Source organism: Endozoicomonas sp. ALB115 (assembly GCF_049310245.1).
Classification (GTDB): domain Bacteria; phylum Pseudomonadota; class Gammaproteobacteria; order Pseudomonadales; family Endozoicomonadaceae; genus Endozoicomonas.
This window is the reverse complement of the sequence record NZ_JBLYZG010000016.1, coordinates 31,528-55,760: the sequence shown is the minus strand read 5'-3', so window position 1 is coordinate 55,760 and position 24,233 is coordinate 31,528. Positions and strand designations below refer to the sequence as shown.

The window sequence follows — 24,233 nt, the reverse complement described above, 5'->3', positions numbered from 1 at the left end:
ACAAAAAACGGGAGCCAGGGCTCCCGTCAGAGATTTTAAAACCTGCTAAATGCCAGCAGCTTAACGCAATGAAACACCTTCAGTAATGATTCTGGGCGTTATAAAGACCAGAAGTTCTTCTTTTTCATCACTCTCTGTTTTTTTGCGGAACAAGCCACCAACCCAGGGAATATCACCCAGAACTGGTACTTTATCAACGCCGTTTTTTATAGTCTGCTTAAAGACACCACCCAGAACGACTGTTTCACCATCTTCAACCAGAACCTGGGTAGTGATCTCATTGGTGGAAATAATTGGTACGTTATTAGATGCCTGATTGGTTGTATCGTCATTATTGATCTTGATATCCATAATGACGCGACCATCCGGGGTAATCTGAGGTGTCACCTCCAGCCCCAGCACCGCATCCTTGAACGCGACCGAAGTTGCACCGCTGGAAGTTTTCTCCTCATAAGGGATTTCTTTACCTGACTTGATCACTGCGGTTTTCTTGTCCGCTGTAATGACTTTTGGCTGTGAAATTACTTCGCCTCCGCCATCACTCAACAGGGCAGAGAGCTCAAGGTTCAAAATGGTGCCACCTTTGCTGGAGAAGCCGATGGCAATAGCACTTGAAGTCCCTCCGGTTATACTCAGGTCAGTGAATACATCATTATCCTTACCACCACCAATAGAGAGTCCCCTGTTATCATTCTTGAGCGCATCTTTTTTTGACCCACTCCACTTAACACCCAACTCTTCTTTGAAGTCAGAGCTTAGCGTCACGATACGAGCTTCAATCATCACCTGCCGAATAGGAATATCCAGCTGATCAATCAGCGCCCTTAATTCATCCAGCTTGACCTGAGTATCCTTGATCAACAGACTATTGGTTCTTGCCACCACCTGAACCGAGCCCCTCTCTGTCAGCAGGCTGGCACCTTCTGCGCCTTTCAGTACCGTGGCAATTTCTTCAGCGTCGGCGTAATTAATCTGAACCAGATCAGTATATACCGGGGCTAACTCACGAATCTGTTTTTCGTTCTCCAGCTGCTCACGTTCACGTGCAGCAATTTCCGCTGCCGGAGCCACGGTAAGAACATTGCCTTCCAAACGCTTATCGAGCCCTTTAGCCTTAAGCACAATATCAAGCGCCTGGTCCCAGGGAACATTTTGCAGTCGCAGGGTTACATTACCCCCAACCGTATCCGATGCCACCAGATTCAGATCGGTAAAATCAGCGATCAACTGAAGCACCGCCCGGACTTCAATATCCTGAAAGTTTAACGACAGTTTGTCACCTTTATAGGAGAGCCCTGCTTTTCGTCTACTACGATCTTTAGGGTCTGGAGCCTTGACACTGACAGTCAGCAGATTGTCTGTCTGATAGGCCAGATACTCAAACTCTCCCTTGGGCTCTATGGTAATAATGCTGTTACCATCCTCAACAGCGGCATCAATAAACTTGATCGGTGTAGCAAAGTCGATAACATCCAGGCGATTTCTGAGGTTCTGCGGCAATACATTGCCCTGAAACTCCAGACGGATACGCCCCCCCTGCTCATTCATATCCATCGGAATCCTGGCGTCGGACAGGGCGATGATAACCTCGCCCTCACCATCATCACCTCGCTGGAAATCAATATCAGTAATACCTCTTCGCATTTCCGGGACTTGATAGGATGACTGGCTCCGCTGAGGTAACTCCCTTTGCACCGCCGTGGTGCTGTTATTCTCGCCAAGGTAAATGCTCAGTGTCCTGCCATCAGCCTGGGTGCTGAAGCGGGTAGGCTGCTGAAGATTAATAACCAGGCGGGTTCTGTCTCCGGCTTCCAGCACAGTCACGCTCTTGGCATTATTAAAACCAATCTCGTTGTACTTGGGGAGTTCACTGCGGGTAAAAGGCAGGTCTATGGAAATCCGGGGAGGCTTCTCAATGCTGTAGCCATGAGCAACCGGTGCCGCGCCATCAAAGCTCAAACGTATCTCAACCATCTCTCCCGGCAATGCCGCTGAATCCATATTTTTCAGGGTGACACCCCACACGGAAATAGGCAACATGGCCAGCAACGTATACAGAAGCCCTCGGACAGCCCTGGCCTGCAACAGGGGACTAATATTCATCTAACTTACCTATTTCAGAATTAGAATTGTTTTTTTCATCGGCATCACTGTTAAATAATCCAGCCCATTCCGCCACTATGGCTCAAAACCATACCCGCTCATGCTGAAGCATCCCCCAGATAAAAAAAGCCGTCCATCCCTGAATACAGTTGACTAACTCAACACAGCCAGCCGCGCACTGTCAACCGCTCAGGGTGTGACAGCAGCATCCTTGCTGGAAATATGATGATTAATTCACAATAAAGGAAATAAAATCACTGATTATTAAAATTAACGCGGAGAACTCTTGGTCGCTCAATCCAGTAACCTGGACCAGCAGGAACAATCTCGGTCACACGCAACTCCTGGTCATCGAGGTAAGTAATACGACCATGGTTACGCCCCATGAAATCACCCACACGAACCCGGTGAACACCGTCAGAGCCACGCACCAGCCCCCAGAATCCTTCGTCGTTACTGATAGAGCCTACCAAACGAAACGAGTCCAGTTCAAACTGTTCCAGGTACTGCTTAACACGGTGTGGGTCTGGCTTGATGTTGCTATTGAGCTGTTCCGTGGTCAGTTCAATTTTCACCGGCTGCTTAAAAGGGCTGCGCAAGGCAGATGCCTGATAAGTAAACGCCTCATAAGGCCTGAACTTGGGCAATGGCTCAATATTACCCGTAGGACGGGCCCTCATCTCAGCCATATAGTCATCAATATCCTGATACCCACGGCCACCATCCAGACATCCGGAAAGAATCAGCGCAGCACCGGCAACAAAGACAAGTTGAAGCAGCTTCATCATAGCCCCCCCTGATCATTGTAGCGGTAAGTTTTTGCAAGGATGTTCATGGTTAACTGACCATTCTTGCCCGGGCGAATCTCAAAATCATGCAGGGTAACTATTCGCGAAAGACTGGCGACACCACTGACGAAGTTACCCAGATCATGGTATGTGCCGGTCACGCCAATACTGATTGGCAGCTCTATATAAAAGTGGCTGACATTTTCATCCTGAAGTTTTATTTCTTCGATCTGAAGACCTGCTCCACGCCCGGTAAAGGTAATGTCTTCAAGCAGCCCGGGCACCTCTGTATCACTGGGCAGCTGTTTCACCAGTGCACCAAACGAGTTTTCCATTTCCGTCATCTGTTCGCGGTAGGCCTGCAGGTTGGCCGACTGGAACGCCCTGATTCGATACTGCTCCCGTAAATCCTGCTCTTTACTGGCAGCAGCATCATACCGCTTCTGCAAACCGGTCAGGTGAAACTGATAACCAAGCCCCAGCACTAACGCCAGAGTCAGAATACAGACAAAGACCCTGGCTCCCAGAGGCCATGAACCGATGTTATCGAAATCAATGTCATTCAGATCAAGCTCATTCAGCTTTTGTATTGAATCTGTAAGGTTCATAGTCCCCCCTTGGCCTGAGTGGGGTTGATCTGCTTAACCGTTAGATCAAACTCATTCCAGCGCTGGCTGTTAGCCGCTACTTTCCTGACCGCTGTCAGATTTGGCTCAGCAAACCATTCAGAGTTATCGAAGTTTCTCATCAAGGCAGAGATACGATTATTGGACTCGGCAACCCCGACCAGCGACAGACGATCTCCCTCCAGGGTTATCTGCTTGAAATAAACCCCCTCAGGAACCACATGTGCGACCTGGTCAAATATGCGAACAATCACAGGGCGGTTGCCCTGCAGGTTTTGAATGACCTGCATCCTCTCCAGCAGTTGTTCTTTCTTGGTTCTCAGGTCCTTGATTTCACTGATCCGCTGATTAAGCTGCGTAATTTCATTCTGCAGATACTGGTTACGGCTCTGCTGCTGACTGATGTTATTGCTGATATAAAGATCACCGACAAAGACCAGGCCAATACCAACCAGCACCGTTATCGCCCAGAGGGCAATGAAACGCTGTTTGCGCTCTTTCCTGAGTTCTTCACGCCAGGGTAAAAGGTTAATTCTTGCCATCAGTCGAAACTCCTCATGGCAAGGCCACAGGCGATCATCAGCGCCGGGGCCTCAGTGGCCAGTTGGTCCTTATCCACTTTCCCAGCCATGGACATTCCGGCAAAAGGATTTGCCAGCCTGGTCGGGACCCCCAGTTTGTCCTGAATCATTTCCGCCATACCCGGGATTGATGCGGATCCTCCTACCAGGGCAATTGCATCCACATCATTGAACTGGCTGGATGAATAAAAGAATTGCAATGAACGTGATACCTGCTGAACCACCGTTTCACGAAAGGGCTCCAGAACTTCAGGTTCATAATCATCAGGCAGTCCCCCTTTACACTTGGCTTTCTCTGCTTCTTCAGGGGTGAGCCCGTAACGGCGCTGAACCTCATCAGTCAACTGCCGTCCACCGAATAACTGCTCACGGGTGTATACGGTTTTACCACGGCTGATCACATTCAGTGTGGTTTTCGTGGCGCCAATATCGACGATAGCCAGCACCGGATCCTGATCTGGCAGGTCAAGCTGGCCATCAATCAATTCGCACGCCCGCTCCATGGCAAAGGCTTCGACATCAACAACCCTGGCCGTTAATCCACCAAGTCGAAGTGCCTCTTCGCGCATTTCAACATTGTCACGACGGCAGGCTGCCAGCAAAACTTCAACCCGCTCGGGATTTTTTTCGTTCAGACCCTGAACTTCAAAGTCGATGGCCACTTCATCCATGGCGTAGGGAATATACTGGTCTGCCTCAACAGAAATCTGGGTTTCCATCTCATCTTCACTGAGGGAAGCATCCATATCGATGGTTTTGGTGATAACGGCAGCGCCTGACACCGCAACGGCGGCGTTTTTCAGGCCAGTTCTGGATTGGGAGAGAGCTCTTGCAACGGCTTCACCAATGACATCAACTTCATGAATATTATTTTCAACCACGGCTCCTGGCGGAAGGGGCTCAACACAGAAAGCTTCCACTCGGTAAACACTGCCTTTCAGCCCTAACTCAATGACTTTGACAGATGTCGAGCTTATATCCACCCCTAACACGGCATTTGATTTTTTCTTCAGCAGCCCAAACACTGGTGCAATCCTTGATTATTAGTTATAAGATCAACGGCCTTAATTTAATAACAGTCTGTATACTTTCGCAATTACAGTCGCCATTCAGCCAACTCTAAACACTGGATTTTTAAGGAAGATCCTTCGGCAACCCAAGACGGTGTCGCGTACAGGAAAACCACATTTTCAGCTGATGGCCATTTCACCATATAATACTCAGTCACGAACGGCTGTCAGGACGACTCTTGTTATGACAAGACAGTTCAAAGATGTCACAACTTCAGCCGGTGGCCTTCGCTTAATCAGGATGCCCTAACAGCATGAAACGGTCGGTTAAACTTCTTAAATTCCTGCTCTGGTCACTAGTAACAGTAGCCAGTGGAATTCTGCTTGTCAGTGCCAGTGCCTATTTATACCTCAGTCCTTCGCTACCTTCTGTGGAGTCCTTGCGAGACGCCAAATTACAGACACCTCTGCGAGTTTACTCTCAAGATAATCTTCTCATTGCCGAGTTCGGCGAAAAACGCCGGTCCCCCATTCAGTTTGAAGACGCCCCCATACACCTGATCAAAGCCTTTATGGCTGCCGAAGACGACCGTTTTTATTACCATCCCGGCGTTGACATCATGGGCCTGATGAGGGCCGCTGTGCAACTGGTCAGCACCGGCAGCATTCAGTCCGGTGGCAGTACCATAACAATGCAGGTGGCCAAGAACTTCTTCCTGAGCCACGAGCGGGTATTTTCGCGAAAATTCAATGAAATCCTACTCGCTTTGCAAATAGAACAGCAACTGTCCAAGGATGAAATCTTTGAACTCTATCTCAATAAAATTTACCTGGGAAACCGCTCTTATGGCGTCGAGGCCGCCGCACAGGTTTACTATGGCAAAGCCATCGATGAGTTGAATCTGGCCCAGATTGCCATGATTGCCGGTTTACCAAAAGCACCTTCCCGCTATAACCCGATCAATGACCCCAAACGGGCCCTGATCCGACGGGACTGGATCCTGGGAAGAATGAAAGATCTTGGCTACGTCACCCATGAAGAATATAGCAACGCCGTCAGCCAGCCGGTTACTGCCCGCTATCATGGCGCAAAAATCGAACTTGAAGCGCCTTATATCGCCGAGATGGTTCGACAGCAAATGGTTGAGCAATACGGTCTGGATGCCTACACCGAAGGTTTTAAAGTCTACACCACCACCAGCAGCGAGCTGCAAAATGCGGCCAACCTTTCGGTAGCCCAGGGGTTAATGGCCTACAACGAACGCCATGGTTACCAGGGCCCGGTCACCAACCTGTTTGATAATATTCCGGAAGAGGGCTGGCAGCAGCGCATCAATAAAACTCCATCGCCCGGTATTCTGTTACCCGCCATGGTCACCCGGGTTGGCGAGGAAGACGTTGAAATCGGCCTGAAAGACGGCAACAGCGGTAAAATCAGTTGGGAAAATCTGAGCTGGGCAAAGCCCTTTCTGACCGTAAACAGCGTTGGTCGTACACCTGAAACACCTGCGGATGTTGTGAGAATCGGAGACCAGATCTGGGTCAGGCTTACAGAAGATGGCAGTTATCGTCTGGCCCAGGAACCACAGGCACAGGCAGCCCTGATTTCCATGCACCCGGAAAATGGTGCAATTCTGGCTTTGGTGGGAGGGTACAACTTCTATGACAGCATGTATAACCGCGCCACGCAGGCCATTCGTCAGGCAGGCTCATCATTCAAACCCTTTGTTTATGCAGCAGCCATTGCTAACGGCATGACTGCGGCAACCATCGTCAATGATGCACCAATTGTCTTTGATGATGCCAATCTTGAAGATAGCTGGCGGCCAAATAATGACAATATGAAGTTCAACGGCCCCATGCGTCTGCGTGAAGGTCTCTATCGCTCCAGGAACCTGGTCTCTATCCGTGTTCTGCGCCAGATGGGTATCAGCAAAACCGTTAACTATCTTAAGCAGCTGGGTTTCAAGGAAGAGTCTTTAAGCCGTGATCTGTCACTTTCCCTGGGCAATGTTTCCATGACACCGCTGGAACTGGCTTCTGGCTATGCAGTTCTGGCCAATGGCGGTTTCCGCATTGAGCCCTGGTTTATCCAGCGAATTGAGACCAATGACGAACTTATTTTTGCCGCCAACGCAGCAATAGCCTGCAATGAAAGCTGTATCGCCAGCCTGAATCAAGACACCATGGAGGGTGAAGAAGAGCCCCCCCTTTTCAGCGATCCAGAGCTTGAGGAAATGCTGATTCAGGAAGACACTTTGCTCACTGAACCCGACGATCAGCCGGTAATCGCCCAATCCGTTATGTCACCCCGAGTGAACTACATCATGAACGACATCCTGAATGATGTCATCTGGAAAGGCACCGGCAGACGCGCCCGGGAATTAAAACGGGAGGATATCGCCGGTAAGACCGGAACCACCAATGACAGTAAAGATGCCTGGTTTGTTGGCTTTAACCCGGATGTCCTGACTGCCGTATGGGTGGGTATGGACGACTTTTCAACCCTCGGGCGCTGGGAATACGGAGCCAATGCAGCTCTGCCCATCTGGATTGACTATATGCACACCGCCCTGGAAGGCAAACCGGAACATAAACCGGCACAACCGGAGGGCATGATCACCCTGAAAATTTCACCAGAAACCGGACAGCTTGCACTGCCCGGAGATCCCAACGCTATTTTTGAAATTTTCCTCCAGGAAAACGCTCCGCAACAATACAGTGATGAAGGGCTGCCATCTCTTGGTGAGATGGACCATGAGTTTTCACCGGAAGATCTTTTTTGATATTGATCAAATATCCGCAACAGAGTTCAGAGGGTAATGGCCAGGGTATTCCGCCCTGGCAACGCCAGAGTCAACTGCGGCCTGAGCCACAGCGGCAGAAACCCTGCCAAGCAGTCGGGAATCCATAGGTTTGGGAATGATATAGTCCGGCCCAAAACTCAGCCTGACGCCATCGTACGCCTTCATTACCACTTCCGGGACAGGCTCTTTTGCCAGCTCCCGGATGGCATTCACGGCCGCAATTTTCATCGCTTCGTTAATGCGTGAAGCGCGGACATCCAACGCCCCCCGGAAGATAAACGGAAAGCCAAGGACATTATTGACCTGATTCGGATAATCTGAGCGCCCGGTAGCCATAATGACATCAGGACGAACCGCCTTAGCCAGCTCAGGACGAATCTCCGGGTCAGGATTGGCACAGGCAAAAACAATCGGGTTTTCAGCCATTTTCGCCAGCTGTTCCGGAGACAACAGGTTGGCACCGGAAACGCCAAGGAATGCATCCGCCCCATCAATGGCGTCATCCAGTGTGCGGCAGGGTGTTTCTACAGCAAACATCGCCTTATACTGGTTCAGATCATTCCGTTCTGAATGAATGACGCCCTTGCTGTCCAGCATGAGAATATTTTCTGGCTTGAAGCCGCAGCTGATCAGCAGTTTCACACAGGCAATGGCCGCCGAACCGGCCCCCAGGCAGACCAGTTTTGCCTCTTCAATATCCTTTCCGGCAATCTCAAGGGCATTAAGCATGGCCGCTGCCGTTACAATCGCGGTACCGTGCTGATCATCATGGAAAACCGGAATATCACAATCTTCAATCAGACGACGTTCAATTTCAAAACACTCAGGTGCTTTGATATCTTCCAGATTAATACCGCCAAAGGTACAGGCAATTCGCTTCACCGTATCAATAAACGCCTGCGGACTCTCAGATTCCACTTCAATATCGATCGAATTAACACCGGCAAAACGTTTAAACAGCAGAGCCTTGCCTTCCATAACCGGCTTACTGGCCAGTGCGCCCAGATTACCCAGACCAAGAATCGCTGAACCATTACTGATTACCGCAACCAGATTACCTTTGCCGGTATAACGGTAGACATCCTCTGGATTTTCGGCAACCGCCCGCACCGGCTCCGCGACACCCGGGCTATAGGCCAGTGAAAGATCCAGCGCGGTCTCTGCCGGCTTGGTAATTTCAATCGAAATTTTTCCAGGTTTTGGAAGAGCGTGATAATCAAGTGCAGCTTGCTTCTTTTCCATGAGTTTTTTACTGATATGGGGAGGAGGTTATATGAAGGCCCAGAATATATGATGGAAATGGGGGGAACAAGGTCAATTGGTAAAATATCAGGCCATACAAAAAAGGCGACTGCAAAACAGTCGCCTTTTTAAACCTTTCGGTCGGTAAGCTGTCAGCTCGATTACTTGCGAGCGCCCAGCTTGCCAAAACGCTTGTTGAAGCGCTCGATACGGCCGCCGGTATCCATCACCTTCTGAGTGCCGGTGTAGAATGGGTGGCACTTGGAGCAAACTTCGATGCTCAGTGGCTTGCACAGCGTAGAGCGAGTTTTGATTTTGTTACCGCAGCTGCAGGTAACTTCGATTTCTTCGTAGTTAGGATGGATATCCTGCTTCATTTGAGCTTCCTCGAACTGGTGTATGCCGCCACCTGACTCTCAATAGAGCCCTGGTGTTATCAGGCTCGGGAGACAGGCACCGCAAACGGAACCCACCCCAGCATAATGAGCTGAGAGGGTAAAGAGCGGTGGATACTACCAGAGATTATGGCGGAGGGAAACAGTCTTATGTTCGTCCCATATACGTAGTTTTCAAGCCATTATCCGATCATCAGCACAACCTGCAATGACAAAAAAAACAGTACACAAAAATTAACAAATTACCGTTTCAATTCTTTTACCTTCCACTCTGTTTCAGAAGAGAAACTATTGGATAAAAACGGACATCCAGAAAAAGTCTGACGAAAACCGGCGACAGAGCCCTTGAGGCAGTAGACTGGATATCCATCGTCAATATTAATGAAACCACAAATAACAGTGCCCAACTGTGTCCGGTGAATACCATGAACATAGAATGCTTGTATTTTTATGATATTGACCTGGTGTGGGCCGCCAGCAGGCAGGGCTATATCGGAATACACAATGTGCTGCAAGCCAACGAAACCGATTCACCTCCTCCATATGATCTGGCATGGGCGGCCGTGAATGGGCAAACAGAGACCGTCAACGAACTGCTGGCCAATGGAGCTGTTCCCAGTCTGTCTACCTATGCCTTATCGTTGGCAGCCGGCCAGGGGTATGCCGACATCGTCGATATTCTGCTGGCCCACGGTGCCACTCCATATCAGTCACCGGATGCATTGGTGTGGGCCGCCCAGAATGGTCATTTTGTGATTTTCAACACCCTGCTGACCCACGGGGCCACTGTGCACCAGTCGCCAGACGCCCTGGTAAAGGCCGCCAAAAATGGGCACACCAACATCGTTGACATCCTGCTGGCCCACGGAGCCACACCCAGCCTCGCTCCATTTGCCCTGTCGCTGGCGGCCCGGAATGGGCATGCCGGGATCGTCGAAACTCTGCTGGCCCACGGAGCCACCCCCCAACAGTCACCAGAAGCCCTGATGTGGGCTATCCAAAAGGGTCACAGCACGATTGTCAACGCCCTGCTGAGCCATGGAGCCGACCTTAACCAGTGCCCGAAGGCCTTAGTGTGGGCCGCTGAGAATGGTCACGTTGAGACGGTCAAGACATTGCTGAACAAAGGAGTTCCCCCGGAGTATTGTCAAGAAGCACTGGTGCATGCCTCAAGAAAGGGACAGCTTGAGATCGTTAACGCTCTGTTAGCCAAAGGTGCCAATCTCCATCGGTCGCCAGCGGCCCTGGATCATGCCGTAACTAATGGGTATGTCGAGATCACCAGCGCATTGCTGACCACCGGAGCCACACCTCAACAGTTATCCAAGGCCCTGGTCTGTGCCGCTACAAGAGGACATGCAGGGGTCGTCCACACTTTGCTGGCCTATGGTGCCATCCCACACCACTCTCCAGATGCCCTCGTGATTGCCGCCCGTGAGGGTCACATTCAGGTTGTCAGCATGCTGTTGGCCAACGGTGGGACTCCCCATCAGTCTCCTGAAGCCCTGGTGCAAGCCTCCTCGAATGGCCATGTCAGTATCGTTAAAACTTTACTGACACACGGAGCCAACCTCCACCAGTCACCAGCAGCCCTGGCCTGGGCATTCAGGAAAGGACAAACCGAAATCACTTACCTTCTGAAAAACCACATACCCGAGTTACAATGCCAACAACCAACACTTCTGCAACTGTGCGCACGAACGTGCATCCGTAACCGATTGATCGAAAATCTGAATATCAGCGGGCAACCGGTACGGCCAGCAATTGAAGCACTGCCACTGCCCGATCAATTGAAGAAGTTTATCTACAACCCACTGCTTCCAACACCTTCCTGAAACACTGAGGCAGAAGAGATCAAAGTGGATAACCTCAAACCACCCGACCCGGTTTCTGTTCATGCCAGCTTTCAGTTCCTGTATCATCTCCCCCATAGAAATACCACGATGGAACCTGAATGAGCAGCAAACCGGCGGACACTTCTGACGCAGCAAATGATCAAGCAACCACCGAACAATCCGTCTCCGCCAGGCTTATTGCAGAAAAATTTATCAGAGTCGCCATCCCTTCTCCTCTGAGGCAATTGTTCGACTACTTACCACCAGACACGCATTCTGCCACGGCCATTCACCCTGGCAGCAGAGTTATCGTGCCTTTTGGCCCACGGCAAATGGTGGGGATTGTGCTCTCCATCGAATCCGGCACTGACATTCCTGCCAATAAGCTGAAACAAGTCATTTCTGTCCTGGATCAAGGGGCTCTTGTACCAGAGGATATTATCCAGCTATGCCAGTGGGCAGCCCGTTATTACCATCACAGCATCGGAGAAACCCTGCACCAGGCTCTGCCGAAAAACCTGCGCCTGGGAAAACCGGCATCCACCGGCAGCATTCCTTTCTGGTACCCCCTGGTTGAACCGGACAGTGAGTTACGAAACCAGCTGAAGCGATCAAAAAAGCAGCTGGCCGCCCTGACGCTGATTGGTGAAAATCCTGCCGGCATCAGCGCCACGGAGCTCCATGAATACGGTTTCAGCAAGAGCACTCTAAAAGAGCTGGCCAAAAAAGGATTGATCCATTCCCGGGATGTTGAGCCTTCCCCACGCCTGTTTACCGAAACCACCAACCCACTGAAGTCTGCTCACCTTCAGCTGAACGAAGAACAGGCGTTTGCCTGTGAAGCCATTACCGATTGCCTGGGATCCTATCGCACTTATCTTCTGGAAGGCATCACCGGCAGCGGCAAAACCGAAGTGTACCTGCAGGCTATTTCAGCAGCATTGGCCAACGGTAAGCAGACATTAGTGCTGATTCCGGAAATCGGCCTCACGCCTCAGACGGTCAGGCGCTTTCGTGATCGTTTCAAGGTACCGGTTGCCTGCCTGCATTCGGGGCTCAGCGATGGTGAACGATTACAAGGCTGGCTCGAAGCGGCCAGGGGCACGGCTGGCATATTGATTGCCACCCGTTCAGGCATTTTCACCCCAATGCCACACCTTGGGCTTATTATTGTTGATGAGGAGCATGACGGCTCTTATAAGCAGCAGGAAAGCCTGCGATATAACGCCAGGGATCTTGCCATATTCCGCGGCAGCCAGTGCCACTGTCCGGTCGTCCTTGGATCGGCAACCCCTTCCCTGGAAACGCTACACAATGCGCATCAGGGAAAATACACTCAGCTTCACCTGAAGCAGAGGGCAGGGAATGCGCGTCCACCCGCCATGGAGCTGCTGGATATGCGCCACCAGGTTCTGAAAGACGGCTTATCCACAGAACTGCTGCAAAGAATGACTGCTCATCTTGGACGAGGCAATCAGGTGATGGTTTTCCTGAACCGTCGTGGCTATGCGCCATCCATGATCTGTCAGGACTGCGGCACCATTATCGACTGCCCGCACTGCGATGCGCACATGACCATTCACCGTTACCCTCCCCATATGCACTGCCATCATTGCGATCTGCAACAGGCTATCCCATGGCAGTGCCCATCGTGCCGGAGCAGAAAGCTTCAACCTGTAGGCCAGGGTACGGAGCGGACAGAGCAGACCCTCAGCCAACACTTCTCCGGTTATCCCGTGCTGAGAATCGACCGGGACACCACGCGCAGAAAACAAGCGTTGAGCAATATGCTGGAGGAAGTGCAGTCCGGCAGACCCTGCATACTGCTGGGCACACAGATGCTGGCGAAAGGTCACCACTTCCCGAATGTGACCCTGGTTGCCATCGTCAATGCCGATGCAGGGCTGTTCAGCTCTGACTTCAGAGGACCGGAAAGAACCGGCCAATTGATTATGCAGGTGGCGGGGCGAGCAGGACGGGGGAATAAGCCCGGACAGGTTATTATTCAAACCTATAATCCGGAACACCCTGCGCTCCAGCTTCTGTCCATGAACGATTACAGCCGTTTTGCCAGCAGTCTGTTTATGGAAAGAAAAAGCCTGAATCTTCCCCCACAGGGATATTTAACCCTGGTTCGATCAGAGTCGGTTAACCAGGGGGAAAGTGAAGCCCTACTCTCAGCGTTGAGACACTATGCTGAGCGGGCAGCCGAAGGCAGCAATGTTCGGTTACTGGGTCCGATTCCAGCCCCCATGGAAAAGCGTCAGGGACGCTACCGCTGGCACCTTCTTATCCAGGGAAAAAGCAGAAATCATTTACACGCGGTGGTGAGTAGCGTTGTCAGCTACCTGGAAAGCCACCGGCTTCCCAGACAACTGAAGTGGACGGTAGATATTGACCCTCAGGAGATGAGCTAGTACATGGTTTCAATGAATTTGACGGGTTGTCGTGCCTCCGGACTCCGTTCGTCCTGAGCCTGTCGAAGGGCGAAAACTCCGGACTCTGATAGATCGTGCCAAGCACCCTTCGACTCCGCTCAGGGTGAACGGAGATTGTACCCGTCAAACTGAGGCTGACCGAGAATAGCGCACGTAGCGAGGAGGGCAGTCTATTCTCGGTCAGCCTCCTATAGCATCCGCGATATTGCCTGAATTTGTCCACGCTGGAAGTTCTGCATGGCACTTTTACGGGCAAAGTCGAGATATCTCCGGATATCACTGTCCGGCAGAGATTTATAAGTGTAAAGAAAGATATCCCGCATTCTTTCCGGCATATCTTTCCGGATATAGGGCTTCTCCTGAGCTTTCAACACCTGGGCAGGTCTCATTGGCTGCTCGGCACCTGCGGGCATGACCTCCCGAAGCATTCTCTGGGCTCCCACTGAAGCACTGGCAGCCAGCTCGGTACTCAGCTCAACAGCATCAAGTGCTTCCATCAACTCTTCTATTAAAATTATCCGGTTATTTCTGGGCAGCTCCGCCGACAGTTTTTCCCGGATATACATCTCCATTTTTGCCTGATTGGCAGGATCACTGGCTTCAGCCTCAAGGCGGAGAATTTTCTTACCCAGGGGCGATCCGAACCAGTCAATCAACCGGTCCAATTCACCCACCGACAACGCTTCATCCAGGGTTACTTTCATGGAAGCCCGAAAAAAGTCGGGACTGTAACGAATTTTGACCACCTGATTGACCGTATCCACAACTGGCTCAGGAATCGGATATTTCTGCTGCTGAAGAGTCATACTGTCGTGTATCCAGTCAAGCTGACGTTCCAGTCCTGTCTGGTCATAAAGTTTATCCAACAGCTGATGCTTTGCAGGTGATGCCAATGCATTGGCAGTAAAAAGCAGGGGAGCGAACAAACCTACAACTACTAATCTCTTTCCGTCCATAGTCAGAGCCGTGTTGATACCGTTTATTGTGAAACAGTCAGTTAATATATCTATCAACCCACTGTATGGAGTGAGCGACAGTGACTGGATTATCGCCAGAACGCTCACTTTTACCATACTCTGTTGAGTATCAGTCGTAAAGTTTACTGACGATGGCCGTTACCGCCGTCTCGACCCGTAAAATACGTGGTCCAAGATGGATCCTTTGAAACCCGGCCTGTGCCAGTTTATCCACTTCATAGTCAATAAAGCCCCCTTCCGGACCAATAGCCAGCACAGCAGGCCTGGAAATCTGATGCGGGCAGCTTTCACCCCCTGCCGGATGAGCCACCAGCCCCAGCTTTCCTGCCACCAGGGTCGGCAAACGATCTTCCACAAAAGGTTTGAAACGCTTTTCAAGAATCACTTCTGGCATGATCGTATCCCGGGCCTGCTCAAGACCCAGTATCAGCTGCTCACGCACTTTCCCGGGGCTTAACCAAGGGGACTGCCAGAAACTTTTTTCAACCCGATAACTGTTCATCAGGATAATCTTTTTAACACCCAGCGCCGTCAGATGCTGGAGTGAACGTTTGAGCATTTTGGGCCGGGGTAAAGCCAGCAGAACCGTCAAAGGCAGGGCCGGAGGGGGAGGCATATTCAGCTCCACCTCAAGACGCATTATTTCTGAAGACAGATGAGTAATTTTCCCCGTGCCCATCTTGCCATTCACCAGGCCAACACGCAGCATATCGCCTTCACTGGCCTGATGAACGTCCAGCACATGCCTTAACTGTCGCTGGTCCAGCTCTGCATGCCATTCATCAATAAAGTGTTGTTGCTCAAGGAGGAGAAGATTCATCTAAACAGCCATACGCTGATAAGCCAGTTAATCAGCAGGGAACTGAAACTGACACATTCATATAAAAGGAAAATCAGAGTGCTTAAAAAGCGACGCCTTTCCGATAATCATCCACAAGCCGGTCAATCTCATCAAGTACCCGATCAATGGCTGCCGACGGTAGCTTGATCTTACCAGATACCAGCTCATCCCTTAACTCATCCACAGACAAATAATTACTCGAAAGCGATGCTTTAAGTGGGTGAAAAACCGGATCAGAGAGTAGCCAGAGCAGGCCGTTCTGGACCACCTCAATGGAAACATCAAATGGTGAATGCTGGTAAATGTGGTCAGAATTAAACGCTTCCTGACCATCTGAGAAGTGGGGATATGGCATACTTCCTCCCTGAAACAACCGTATCATAGGATAGCATAGCACCTGAACCTTATGGGCGACCCCGTCTCGGCGACCCCGTCCAGGCGACCAGAGAGCATAGCCTGGACGATAGAAATTGGTGGAAAATACGTTTTTGTTAGATTGGGGGGGAAGTAGTTCTATTTGTCGAACAAAATCGGACTTTCAGACCAATTTGCTACCAACGCGCGACTGCATGGTTAGAGGCAACTGCAGGAGCAGTTGCCACACAAGGCATACCATTCACGGTCAACTTCGTTCACTAAAAAGAACTATTGTCATCCTTCCAACCTGATTGCATTGAGGGGGGCAGAAATGGCGATTGATCCACACTGACATCCATGCAACCGTCATCAGTATCTTTCTCATTCTGCACCTGGGAATCTCGAACACCTTCTTCGCAGAATTGTTCCGGTGCAGAGACCTCGACACCTGAAAGTGGCTTGAGCAACGTGATAACTCGCTCGAACTGACTCCGGGTTATGCTTGATTTCTTGCCAGTATTCACATTGCATCTACCATTTAAGTCCACGGTGATTTTATTCTCCTGGTTGTGCAATACCGAATTTTCCACGCTTGCAACATACACCAGAAGATAAACCATGCCGTTTCTGCACGCGTATTCAAGCCAGTTAAATCCATGTTTATCTTGACAGTTATGATCTGGGTCTTTCTCCAGCAACAAACAGGCTACCTTACCTCCGTAGGTATTATTGTTATTTTGAACCATACACAGCCGATGCAATGGTTTCTGGTTAGCCTTGTTGAGCGCGTTGACATTCGCTCCCAGCTTTATTAATACCTCTACCGCATGCAGTTGGTTATTACTGGCAGCGATGTGCAATGGCGTATTGCCCTGTCGATCCTGGCAATTGATGATATCGGTGGAAAGTGCGGCGCTCTCAATACCAGCAATGCCAGCAATACCAGCGAACCGGTCCTGTTCCACCAGAAGTTCGATCAATCCCGGGAAGTTGTGCCTGGCGGCATGGTGAATAGGCTTCCAACTGTTGCTATCCATCATGTGCTGATTGGCACCTGCCCCAAGCAAGGCCTCAAGACCCACACGCCTGCCATTGCGCTCTTCGGATACACTGTCAAAACGACGAATGAATTTGGCGTCCTCAGCCCTGGCCCCACAAAGCAATGCCAGTGGCGTAAAACCATGTCCATTAACAACATTGATATTGTTTACCTTACCCGTGGCAATGATGGCTGCCACCGCCTCTCCATTGCCTGATATGGCCGCAGAGTGCAATGGGTTACAACCTCTCAAGTCGCCGAGGGTAATCTCTGTATTCAGATCAGCCCCTCCAGTAAGATAAGTCTGAATCTGCTCCAGCTTAACCACCTTGTGTTGTTCCAGGCCGACACATAACTTCCTGGTTTGATCAATGGTTTCCGGTTTAATCTTTGGCTCAACACCAGTTAACACCTTGACACTCTCTGCGTTGCCATTTTTCGGGTCCGAGCCTTGCTCTGACCCGAAAGTCATGGATTGCAAATCGGGAGCAATAGCTCTGCAAACTTCTCTATAACGATGAGGATGAGGATTAAGATTCATCTGTCACTCCAGGTATATATACCTATCATCTTTCAATTTTTTGCTTAAAGATGAATTTGACCGACAAAACAAGAAAAGGTTCAATACTTCTATATCTGCATTGAACACCAATGCTTACAACGATAATAAGCGTTGCGAAAGAGTACTAAGTTTCTGCCTCATCCGGTTTCCGGCTTTTCACAAACCGGGCAAAGAGAATTCCGCACTCAAACAACAGCCACATCGGAATGGCCAGCAGAGACTGTGAAATAACATCAGGCGGCGTCATGATCATACCGATCACAAAGCAGCCAACCACCACGTATGGGCGCTTTTCCTTGAGGCTTTCGACCGTAGTCACCCCCGACCACACCAGCAGAACCGTCGCCACAGGGATTTCAAAAGCGATACCAAAGGCAAAGAACAACTTCAGGATAAAATCCAGATAACTGTTGATATCCGTCATCACGGTGACTGACTCAGGGCCAACCGTGGTGAAAAACGAGAAAATCAAAGGGAAGACCACATAGTAGGCAAAGGCAATGCCCAGGTAAAACAACACAATACTGGCAACCAGCAGAGGAATTGCGATGACTTTTTCATGCCGATACAGGCCAGGCGCAATAAAGCCCCACGCCTGATGGAGAATAAATGGAATCGCAATAAACAGCGACAGCACAATGGTCAGCTTAAAGGGTGCCAGAAAGGGTGAGGCCACCTCGGTGGCAATCATGGTACTGCCTTCCGGCAGGCTGGCGCGGAGCGGTTCCGAGATATAAACGTAAATATCGTTGGCAAAATAAAACAGCCCGGCAAAAACCACCAGCACGGCAACCAGGCTTTTCAGGATACGCCCGCGCAACTCAAGGAGGTGCTGAACGAGCGGCTGCTCTTTATCCTGACCTTTTGATGTCTGTTGAGAATCATCCGACGTTTGTTGTGACATAGTTTACCAAACCCGTCGTAAAGCATCGCCCAATCGGGCGGTGATATAAGACAGGAGCGCGCAGAGCGCTCCGCTTGAGTGTTTGTTCATTCCTTGCTAACTTTATTCAGTCTTTTGTAGACCTACCGTCGGGCAGACGGGATGTAAAGTCTGCGGAGTTCGTGTGAGACTTGGGGAGCATGGGTTGATTCGTCATCGTAAAAGCTCCCACTGTGGAACTTTTATGCGATAACCAAGCCTAGGCGGCCCCACCTGTTCCCTGAGCTACGGACCGTGAAACAGAAACGTTCTTGAGCGATCAAGAACCCTCGCCCGCCAGGGCGGGGAGTGTCAGTTACTGCCCTTTTCCTGAGACAGGCGAGCAGAGGTGTCATTCACTGCCTGTTGGTTAACACTGCCATCTCCACTCACTGAGCCACTGTCAACCCCGGACGAGGCATTTACACCGGAAGACGTCTGGTCTTCGGCAGGATCAATGCTCACAGACTTTTTCAGATCATTGATCTGACTTTGAAACTGTTCGCGAGTTTTATTCAACTCTTTCATGACAGCTTCATTGTGCAATTGCTGTTTGATTCCGTCGGCATCAATCTCCCGCTCAAGCTCCTCTTTGACGGACTGAAAACTGCGACGAATTTTGCCCACCCAGTAAGCGGTTGTCCGGATGGCCTGAGGCAGGCGCTCCGGACCCAGCACCACCAGGGCAATTACGGCAACCAATAACAACTCTGTAAAACCTATATCAAGCACAGCGAACTATCACACCTCTCGATCGCCACTCAATTACCAAAGCGTAGCTGTAGCTCCCCTGCAAGAGGGGATCACACCTGGCTCAAAAGAACAGCTTCCGCCAAAACCGGCCTGAAAGCCCTTTTATACAGTCAAGACTGCTTATGCCTGGACTTTTCCAGGTCAGACTCAAGATTACGCTGCTCAACAGAGCCAGCCTTCAGCTCAGGCTTCCCTGAGTTTTTTTCATTATTTTTCTCACCTTCCGACTCTTCATCAGAGCCCAGTGCTTTTTTAAAACCTTTTACTGCATTGCCCAGATCACTGCCCATTCCACGAAGCTTTTTCGTACCAAAAAGCATCACTACGATCAACAGAATGATCAGCAACTGCCAGATACTGATGCCACCAAAACCCATTTTCTACTCCTTCAGCTCTCCATAAAGCTGATCAAATAATACACAAAGAGAGGACATATTACCCCATTCCATCACCAGGAGCGTGGCTATTTTGCAACAAACGTTCAGGAAAAGTCAGGAAATACAGTTACCCGCGGGATGCTTTCTCTTCTATACCGGAAAGCCCGAAACGACGATCCAGCTCATTCAACACATCAGCAGGCTCAAGCCCAAGATGGGACAGCATGACCATAGTATGGAACCAGAGATCAGCCGTTTCATAAATAACCGCCTCCCGATTATGGTCATATTCTGATGCCTTGGCGGCAATCAGCACTTCTGCTGACTCTTCCCCCACTTTTTTCAGAATATGGTCCAGTCCCTTGCTATGAAGCTGTGCAACATAAGAGGAATCCGGATCAGCTTGCCTGCGGTTGCTTAATACTTCAGTCAATTTTTTGATTATATCGCTCATGTTTTAACCTGTGGGATGATTTACAGCAAAGAATACAGCCTTTACTGATGTCCATAAATCGTTGCCGGATCCTGTAACACCGGCTCTTCGGTATCCCACGATGCGTCTCCATGGTTATCACTGAGGCGACGATAAAAGCAAGACTTACGTCCTGTATGACAGGCAATACCACCTGTTTGTTCCACTTTCAGCAGGATCGCATCGCCATCACAGTCAAGGCGGCACTCTACCAGCCGTTGCGTATGGCCAGAGCTTTCGCCCTTGCGCCATAGCCTGCCCCGTGAACGAGACCAGTAAATGGCAACCTGTTCTTTCAGGGTCAGTTCCAGCGATTCCCGATTCATCCAGGCCAACATCAAAACCTCTGCGGTTTTATGGTCCTGGGCAATGGCTGTCACCAGGCCATCATCGTTCCACTGAACCTCATCCAACCAGTGAGTTGTTTTCATAACACTGTCCAATCATTTTATTTGTTCACATACTTACGCGGCTGATCAGATATCATATCCCTGTTACCCACCGAGACACGACAACGTTAGCATGCAGGCACTAACACAACAGGCTTGGAGAAGATCACCTAAACAACCATTGCCAAATAGCTGTTCACAACACCCTTTATCGTTAGCACGCCGCTCTACCTGGAAAGCATCTTCTCTCATCTGTGTCCTGACGTTATTGAGCAAAAGCACATTATTACGGTCAGGTTTATTACGGTCTGGAAAAGCTTGTGGCGTCTGCCTCATAGCTTCCGAGTAGGACGGCGGGGGCGCAGCACACAGGTGACAAGGCTGGGAAGCAACGACGTCATGCCCCGAGAAACGTCCAGGCACATCTGGACCTGACGCTTCAGTAGCGCCGTAGCCTGATGGTTGGGCGCTGCTTACAAAACCACCCGAAACCGAATTCATGGGGCAACTCCTGATAGCTGATGGAAACCAATATTTTGACCCCCGGTATTAGAAAAAGTTCATGGGCCGATTCGAGCCTGACCCGGGGGGCATAACAACGGTGTAAGCTGGCAATCTTCTTAACGAACAACCAGCCATCCCCCCATTGCCACAGCCAGTAATCCAACCATTGTCTGGTCCAGCAGCTCTTTTTCCACAAAAAGGGAACCTGAAGTCACCATCAACACCCCGCCTGCCAGAAGTAACAGAACGCCAAAACGTCTCTGCTTTTGCTGGCGTTTTTCAGCCCTCACCTGCTGATGATGCAACGCCTGTTGCTGATCAACCAGGGTTCGCACCGTTGACATCACTCTCTGGGCCATCACGGGAGCACTTAGCAGCCAGTCTGCACCTTGCTCCTTAATATCGCAGAGAATGCCGGTTGGGCTGACCTGGTCTTTCATCCACTTTTCCAGATAAGGCTGAGCCGTGGCCCAGAGATCCAGATCCGGGTATAACTGCCGCCCCAATCCCTCGACATTCAATAATGTCTTTTCCAGCAGCACCAGCTGCGGTTGAACCTGCATATTAAAGCGGCGGGCCACCTGAAAGAGCCTGACCAGCAGCTGGCCGAAGGAGATATCCTTAAGGGGCTTTTCAAAGATCGGTTCACAGACGGTACGAATCGCCGCTTCAAGCTCTCCTACCGGCGTATCTCTGGGCACCCAGCCGGAATCCACATGCAACTGGGCAACCTTGCGGTAGTCCCGCCGAAAGAAAGCCAGCAGGTTACTGGCCAGATAGTGCTGATCTTCCGGCTCAAGCGTACCGATAATGCCACAGTCGATCCCGATATAGCGGGGCTCGGCAGGATTGGTGGTATCAATAAAAATATTGCCCGGATGCATATCCGCATGGAAAAAGCGATCCCGAAACACCTGGGTGAAGAATATTTCAACCCCCCGTTCTGCCAGTTTTTTCATATCCACATGCTGTGCTTTCATCGTGGCAATATCGGAAACAGGCACCCCGTAAATCCGCTCAACGACCATCACTTTTGTGCGGCAATAATCCCAGTACACCTGGGGCACAAACAACAGGGGGGAGGTCAGGAAGTTACGTCGCAGCTGGGAAGCGTTAGCCGCTTCCCGCAACAGATCAAGCTCATCCAGAATAGTACGTTCATAGTCGGCCACCACTTCCACCGGCCTCAAACGACGAGCGTCTTTTGATAAAGCAATCAGCACGCGGGCAAACAGATACATTAAGCCAATGTCTTTACGAATCACCCGGTCAATGCCCGGACGAATCACTTTGACCACCACTTCTTCCCCGGTATGCAGCTGAGCGGTATGAACCTGGGCCACCGAGGCAGAAGCCAATGGCTCACGATCAAAACGGGAAAACAGGGTATCAACATCGCTGCCCAGGCTGGACTCAATAATGCCAATCGCCTCGGCGGCGGGAAACGGCGGAACATCGTCCTGAAGCCGGGACAACTCATCACTGATATCATCCGGCAACAGGTCCCGCCGGGTTGAGAGGATTTGCCCGAACTTGATAAAGATAGGCCCAAGCGCCTCCAGAGAGAGCCGGACACGCTCACCCCGGGGGGCATTATTGCGGATAACATAGCGCCAGGGCAGCAGAATCAGCAGACAGCGCAGCCAGAACGGTGAGCGCTCCGAATCAATCAGATTATCCAGCCGGTTACGGGCGACAGCGGCCACAATTTTCAACAAACGGATCAACGTCAGGCCCCCGACTTATGATTTGGCATCAGATGTATTTTTTGCAGGTTGTATGGTTTGCCATTGCTCCTCCAGCCGCTCCATCGACTCAGCCAGGCACCCCACTTCCTCCGCAAAGCTTTCCACTTCAATCCTTGACGGAATCAGGCGAAGTTCTTCCTGAAGGTACTCCCCGAGGTTGTCCATAACCAGCTGCTGCCCCCGGTGAACATGGTCACCGACGAAGCGGAGCCCCCGTGCCATAAAATGTCCGGTGATGTCGCCAAAGGTCTGGCAAAGCGGTCTTTCCCAGTCCAACTCCATCTGCTGGTGAATCTGCTGCAAATCAGCAATCAGTGTCTTATCACCAGAAACACTCAACCCGGGAACATCAGCAAACGGCAGATTCCTGCGCGTCGCCAGTGTGACAAATGCAATGCTGGAACCTGTAAAGGTGGCATCCACCGCATATTCGCGCTCTTCACCAAGAGTACTGGCAAGACGAATACGGTCATGCTCAAAGTGGACATAACATAACCACTGCGGCGAAGTGCACTGAAAAGCCACCACCTTACCAAACCAGTGCGACAGTTTTTTTATGGTGACCGGATCCAGAGCCAACAGTGAATTGACCTGACGCTCGAGGGCGGCCAGCAACCCCATCTTGACGACGATGTTATCAACAGAGCTGTCAGAAGAGCTGTTATCAGAGTCGGCCATCAGGGCTTAACTCCCTTATGCAGCGCCACAATGCCGCCGGTCATATTGTGGTAGGCCGTATTGACAAACCCGGCCTGTTTCATCATGCCTTCCAGCGTCTCCTGATCCGGATGCATGCGAATACTTTCCGCAAGGTACTGATAACTTTCGGAGTCCCCGGCCACCAGCTTGCCCATCATTGGCAGCAAACTGAACGAATAAGCATCGTAAGCCCTGGTCAGCAATGGATGGTTGGTTTTGGAAAACTCTAGAACCAGCAACCGCCCACCCGGCTTTAACACCCGGCACATAGAGCGAAGTGCCGCATTCTTATCCGTCACATTACGCAGACCAAAAGAGATGGTAATGCAGTCAAAGGTGTTATCCGGGAAAGGCAGGCATTCCGCATTGGCCTGGACAAACTCCATATTGCCAACAATACCCTGATCAGTCAGTCGATCCCGACCGACGCGCAACATGGATTCATTGATATCCGCCAGCACAACCCGCCCGGTTTCTCCAACGATACGGGAAAACTGCCTGGCCAGATCGCCAGTCCCCCCGGCGATATCCAGCACCACATGACCGGGCCTGGCGGCAGAAAGCTCAATGGTAAAACGCTTCCAGAGCCGATGAATACCCAGGGACATCAGGTCATTCATCACATCATAGCTACTGGCTACCGAGTGAAAGACACCCGCTACCAGCCCTTCTTTATCACTCTCTGGCACATCACGATAACCAAAGTGCGTTGTGCCATCATGCTTTTGCTTGCCACTGTCAGTCATGATCCTTCCCGGCATTCGTTCG

At 50.7% G+C, this 24,233-nt stretch carries 22 protein-coding genes; 3 read left to right on the top strand and 19 right to left on the bottom strand.

Annotation, left to right across the window (positions count from 1 at the left end; all coding sequences use genetic code 11):
* Positions 1 to 60: 60 nt before the first annotated feature.
* The 5 genes from ACO6VE_RS10015 to ACO6VE_RS09995 all read right to left on the bottom strand — a co-directional run bounded on the left by ACO6VE_RS10015 (position 61) and on the right by ACO6VE_RS09995 (position 5,123).
* A complete protein-coding gene (locus tag ACO6VE_RS10015; protein WP_422461098.1) occupies positions 61 to 2,103 on the bottom strand; it encodes a type IV pilus secretin PilQ in 2,043 nt (680 codons plus the stop codon).
* 254 nt (positions 2,104 to 2,357) lie between these two features.
* Positions 2,358 to 2,891 (bottom strand): pilus assembly protein PilP, encoded by a 534-nt coding sequence (locus tag ACO6VE_RS10010; RefSeq protein ID WP_422461096.1) that lies wholly within the window; start codon positions 2,889 to 2,891, stop codon positions 2,358 to 2,360.
* Entirely contained in the window at positions 2,888 to 3,499 is a 612-nt protein-coding gene (locus tag ACO6VE_RS10005) for a type 4a pilus biogenesis protein PilO (protein ID WP_422446341.1), read from the bottom strand. Before ACO6VE_RS10005 ends, ACO6VE_RS10010 begins: the two co-directional genes overlap by 4 nt.
* On the bottom strand, positions 3,496 to 4,059 hold the full coding sequence (locus ACO6VE_RS10000; RefSeq protein WP_422461094.1) for a PilN domain-containing protein: 564 nt from the start codon (positions 4,057 to 4,059) through the stop codon (positions 3,496 to 3,498). The genes ACO6VE_RS10005 and ACO6VE_RS10000 overlap by 4 nt, the downstream gene beginning before the upstream one ends.
* On the bottom strand, positions 4,059 to 5,123 hold the full coding sequence (locus ACO6VE_RS09995; protein ID WP_422461092.1) for a pilus assembly protein PilM: 1,065 nt from the start codon (positions 5,121 to 5,123) through the stop codon (positions 4,059 to 4,061). The genes ACO6VE_RS10000 and ACO6VE_RS09995 overlap by 1 nt, the downstream gene beginning before the upstream one ends.
* 299 nt (positions 5,124 to 5,422) lie before the next feature.
* Here ACO6VE_RS09995 and ACO6VE_RS09990 point away from each other — a divergent pair, with 299 nt between their 5' ends.
* Entirely contained in the window at positions 5,423 to 7,894 is a 2,472-nt protein-coding gene (locus ACO6VE_RS09990; protein ID WP_422461090.1) for a penicillin-binding protein 1A, read from the top strand.
* Between the two features lie 6 nt (positions 7,895 to 7,900).
* Here the strand turns inward: ACO6VE_RS09990 and ACO6VE_RS09985 are convergent, their stop codons facing one another.
* A complete protein-coding gene (locus tag ACO6VE_RS09985; RefSeq protein WP_422446349.1) occupies positions 7,901 to 9,157 on the bottom strand; it encodes a malic enzyme-like NAD(P)-binding protein in 1,257 nt (418 codons plus the stop codon).
* A gap of 161 nt (positions 9,158 to 9,318) precedes the next feature.
* A complete protein-coding gene (rpmE, locus tag ACO6VE_RS09980; protein ID WP_101745013.1) occupies positions 9,319 to 9,534 on the bottom strand; it encodes a 50S ribosomal protein L31 in 216 nt (71 codons plus the stop codon).
* 443 nt (positions 9,535 to 9,977) lie between these two features.
* Between rpmE and ACO6VE_RS09975 the strand changes: the two genes are divergently transcribed.
* Together ACO6VE_RS09975 and ACO6VE_RS09970 are read left to right on the top strand one after the other, a co-directional pair.
* Complete coding sequence (locus tag ACO6VE_RS09975) at positions 9,978 to 11,387, top strand: ankyrin repeat domain-containing protein (protein ID WP_422446351.1); 1,410 nt, start codon at positions 9,978 to 9,980, stop codon at positions 11,385 to 11,387.
* Positions 11,388 to 11,506: 119 nt separating this feature from the next.
* On the top strand, positions 11,507 to 13,804 hold the full coding sequence (locus ACO6VE_RS09970; protein WP_422446353.1) for a primosomal protein N': 2,298 nt from the start codon (positions 11,507 to 11,509) through the stop codon (positions 13,802 to 13,804).
* A gap of 209 nt (positions 13,805 to 14,013) precedes the next feature.
* On the opposite strand, the gene ACO6VE_RS09965 is transcribed toward ACO6VE_RS09970, so the two are convergent.
* From ACO6VE_RS09965 to ubiE, 12 genes are all read right to left on the bottom strand, one after another.
* Positions 14,014 to 14,691: a DUF2059 domain-containing protein gene (locus ACO6VE_RS09965; RefSeq protein WP_163369377.1), complete on the bottom strand. Its 678-nt coding sequence runs from the start codon at positions 14,689 to 14,691 to the stop codon at positions 14,014 to 14,016.
* Positions 14,692 to 14,911: 220 nt separating this feature from the next.
* Positions 14,912 to 15,622, bottom strand: a complete 711-nt coding sequence (locus tag ACO6VE_RS09960) for a 16S rRNA (uracil(1498)-N(3))-methyltransferase (RefSeq protein WP_422461088.1) — start codon at positions 15,620 to 15,622, stop codon at positions 14,912 to 14,914.
* Between the two features lie 82 nt (positions 15,623 to 15,704).
* Positions 15,705 to 15,998: a hypothetical protein gene (locus ACO6VE_RS09955; RefSeq protein WP_422461086.1), complete on the bottom strand. Its 294-nt coding sequence runs from the start codon at positions 15,996 to 15,998 to the stop codon at positions 15,705 to 15,707.
* Positions 15,999 to 16,278: 280 nt separating this feature from the next.
* A complete protein-coding gene (locus ACO6VE_RS09950) occupies positions 16,279 to 17,580 on the bottom strand; it encodes an ankyrin repeat domain-containing protein (protein ID WP_422461084.1) in 1,302 nt (433 codons plus the stop codon).
* 145 nt (positions 17,581 to 17,725) lie between these two features.
* Positions 17,726 to 18,505 carry a twin-arginine translocase subunit TatC gene (gene tatC / locus ACO6VE_RS09945; protein ID WP_163369373.1) on the bottom strand — a complete coding sequence of 260 codons (780 nt, stop codon included), beginning with the start codon at positions 18,503 to 18,505 and terminating at the stop codon, positions 17,726 to 17,728.
* A gap of 330 nt (positions 18,506 to 18,835) precedes the next feature.
* Complete coding sequence (tatB, locus tag ACO6VE_RS09940; RefSeq protein WP_422461082.1) at positions 18,836 to 19,255, bottom strand: Sec-independent protein translocase protein TatB; 420 nt, start codon at positions 19,253 to 19,255, stop codon at positions 18,836 to 18,838.
* Positions 19,256 to 19,386: 131 nt separating this feature from the next.
* Positions 19,387 to 19,653: a twin-arginine translocase TatA/TatE family subunit gene (tatA, locus tag ACO6VE_RS09935; RefSeq protein ID WP_422446364.1), complete on the bottom strand. Its 267-nt coding sequence runs from the start codon at positions 19,651 to 19,653 to the stop codon at positions 19,387 to 19,389.
* 127 nt (positions 19,654 to 19,780) lie between these two features.
* Positions 19,781 to 20,107, bottom strand: coding sequence for a phosphoribosyl-ATP diphosphatase (locus ACO6VE_RS09930; RefSeq protein WP_269673252.1), 327 nt, complete (start codon positions 20,105 to 20,107; stop codon positions 19,781 to 19,783).
* 41 nt (positions 20,108 to 20,148) lie between these two features.
* The gene (hisI, locus tag ACO6VE_RS09925; RefSeq protein WP_101745002.1) at positions 20,149 to 20,556 is read right to left on the bottom strand and encodes a phosphoribosyl-AMP cyclohydrolase; all 408 of its coding nucleotides are present in this window, start codon (positions 20,554 to 20,556) and stop codon (positions 20,149 to 20,151) included.
* 578 nt (positions 20,557 to 21,134) lie between these two features.
* A complete protein-coding gene (gene ubiB / locus ACO6VE_RS09920) occupies positions 21,135 to 22,751 on the bottom strand; it encodes a ubiquinone biosynthesis regulatory protein kinase UbiB (RefSeq protein ID WP_422461136.1) in 1,617 nt (538 codons plus the stop codon).
* A gap of 9 nt (positions 22,752 to 22,760) precedes the next feature.
* A complete protein-coding gene (locus tag ACO6VE_RS09915) occupies positions 22,761 to 23,444 on the bottom strand; it encodes a ubiquinone biosynthesis accessory factor UbiJ (protein ID WP_422446370.1) in 684 nt (227 codons plus the stop codon).
* Positions 23,444 to 24,211, bottom strand: coding sequence for a bifunctional demethylmenaquinone methyltransferase/2-methoxy-6-polyprenyl-1,4-benzoquinol methylase UbiE (gene ubiE, locus ACO6VE_RS09910; RefSeq protein WP_422446372.1), 768 nt, complete (start codon positions 24,209 to 24,211; stop codon positions 23,444 to 23,446). Before ubiE ends, ACO6VE_RS09915 begins: the two co-directional genes overlap by 1 nt.
* Positions 24,212 to 24,233: the final 22 nt, after the last annotated feature.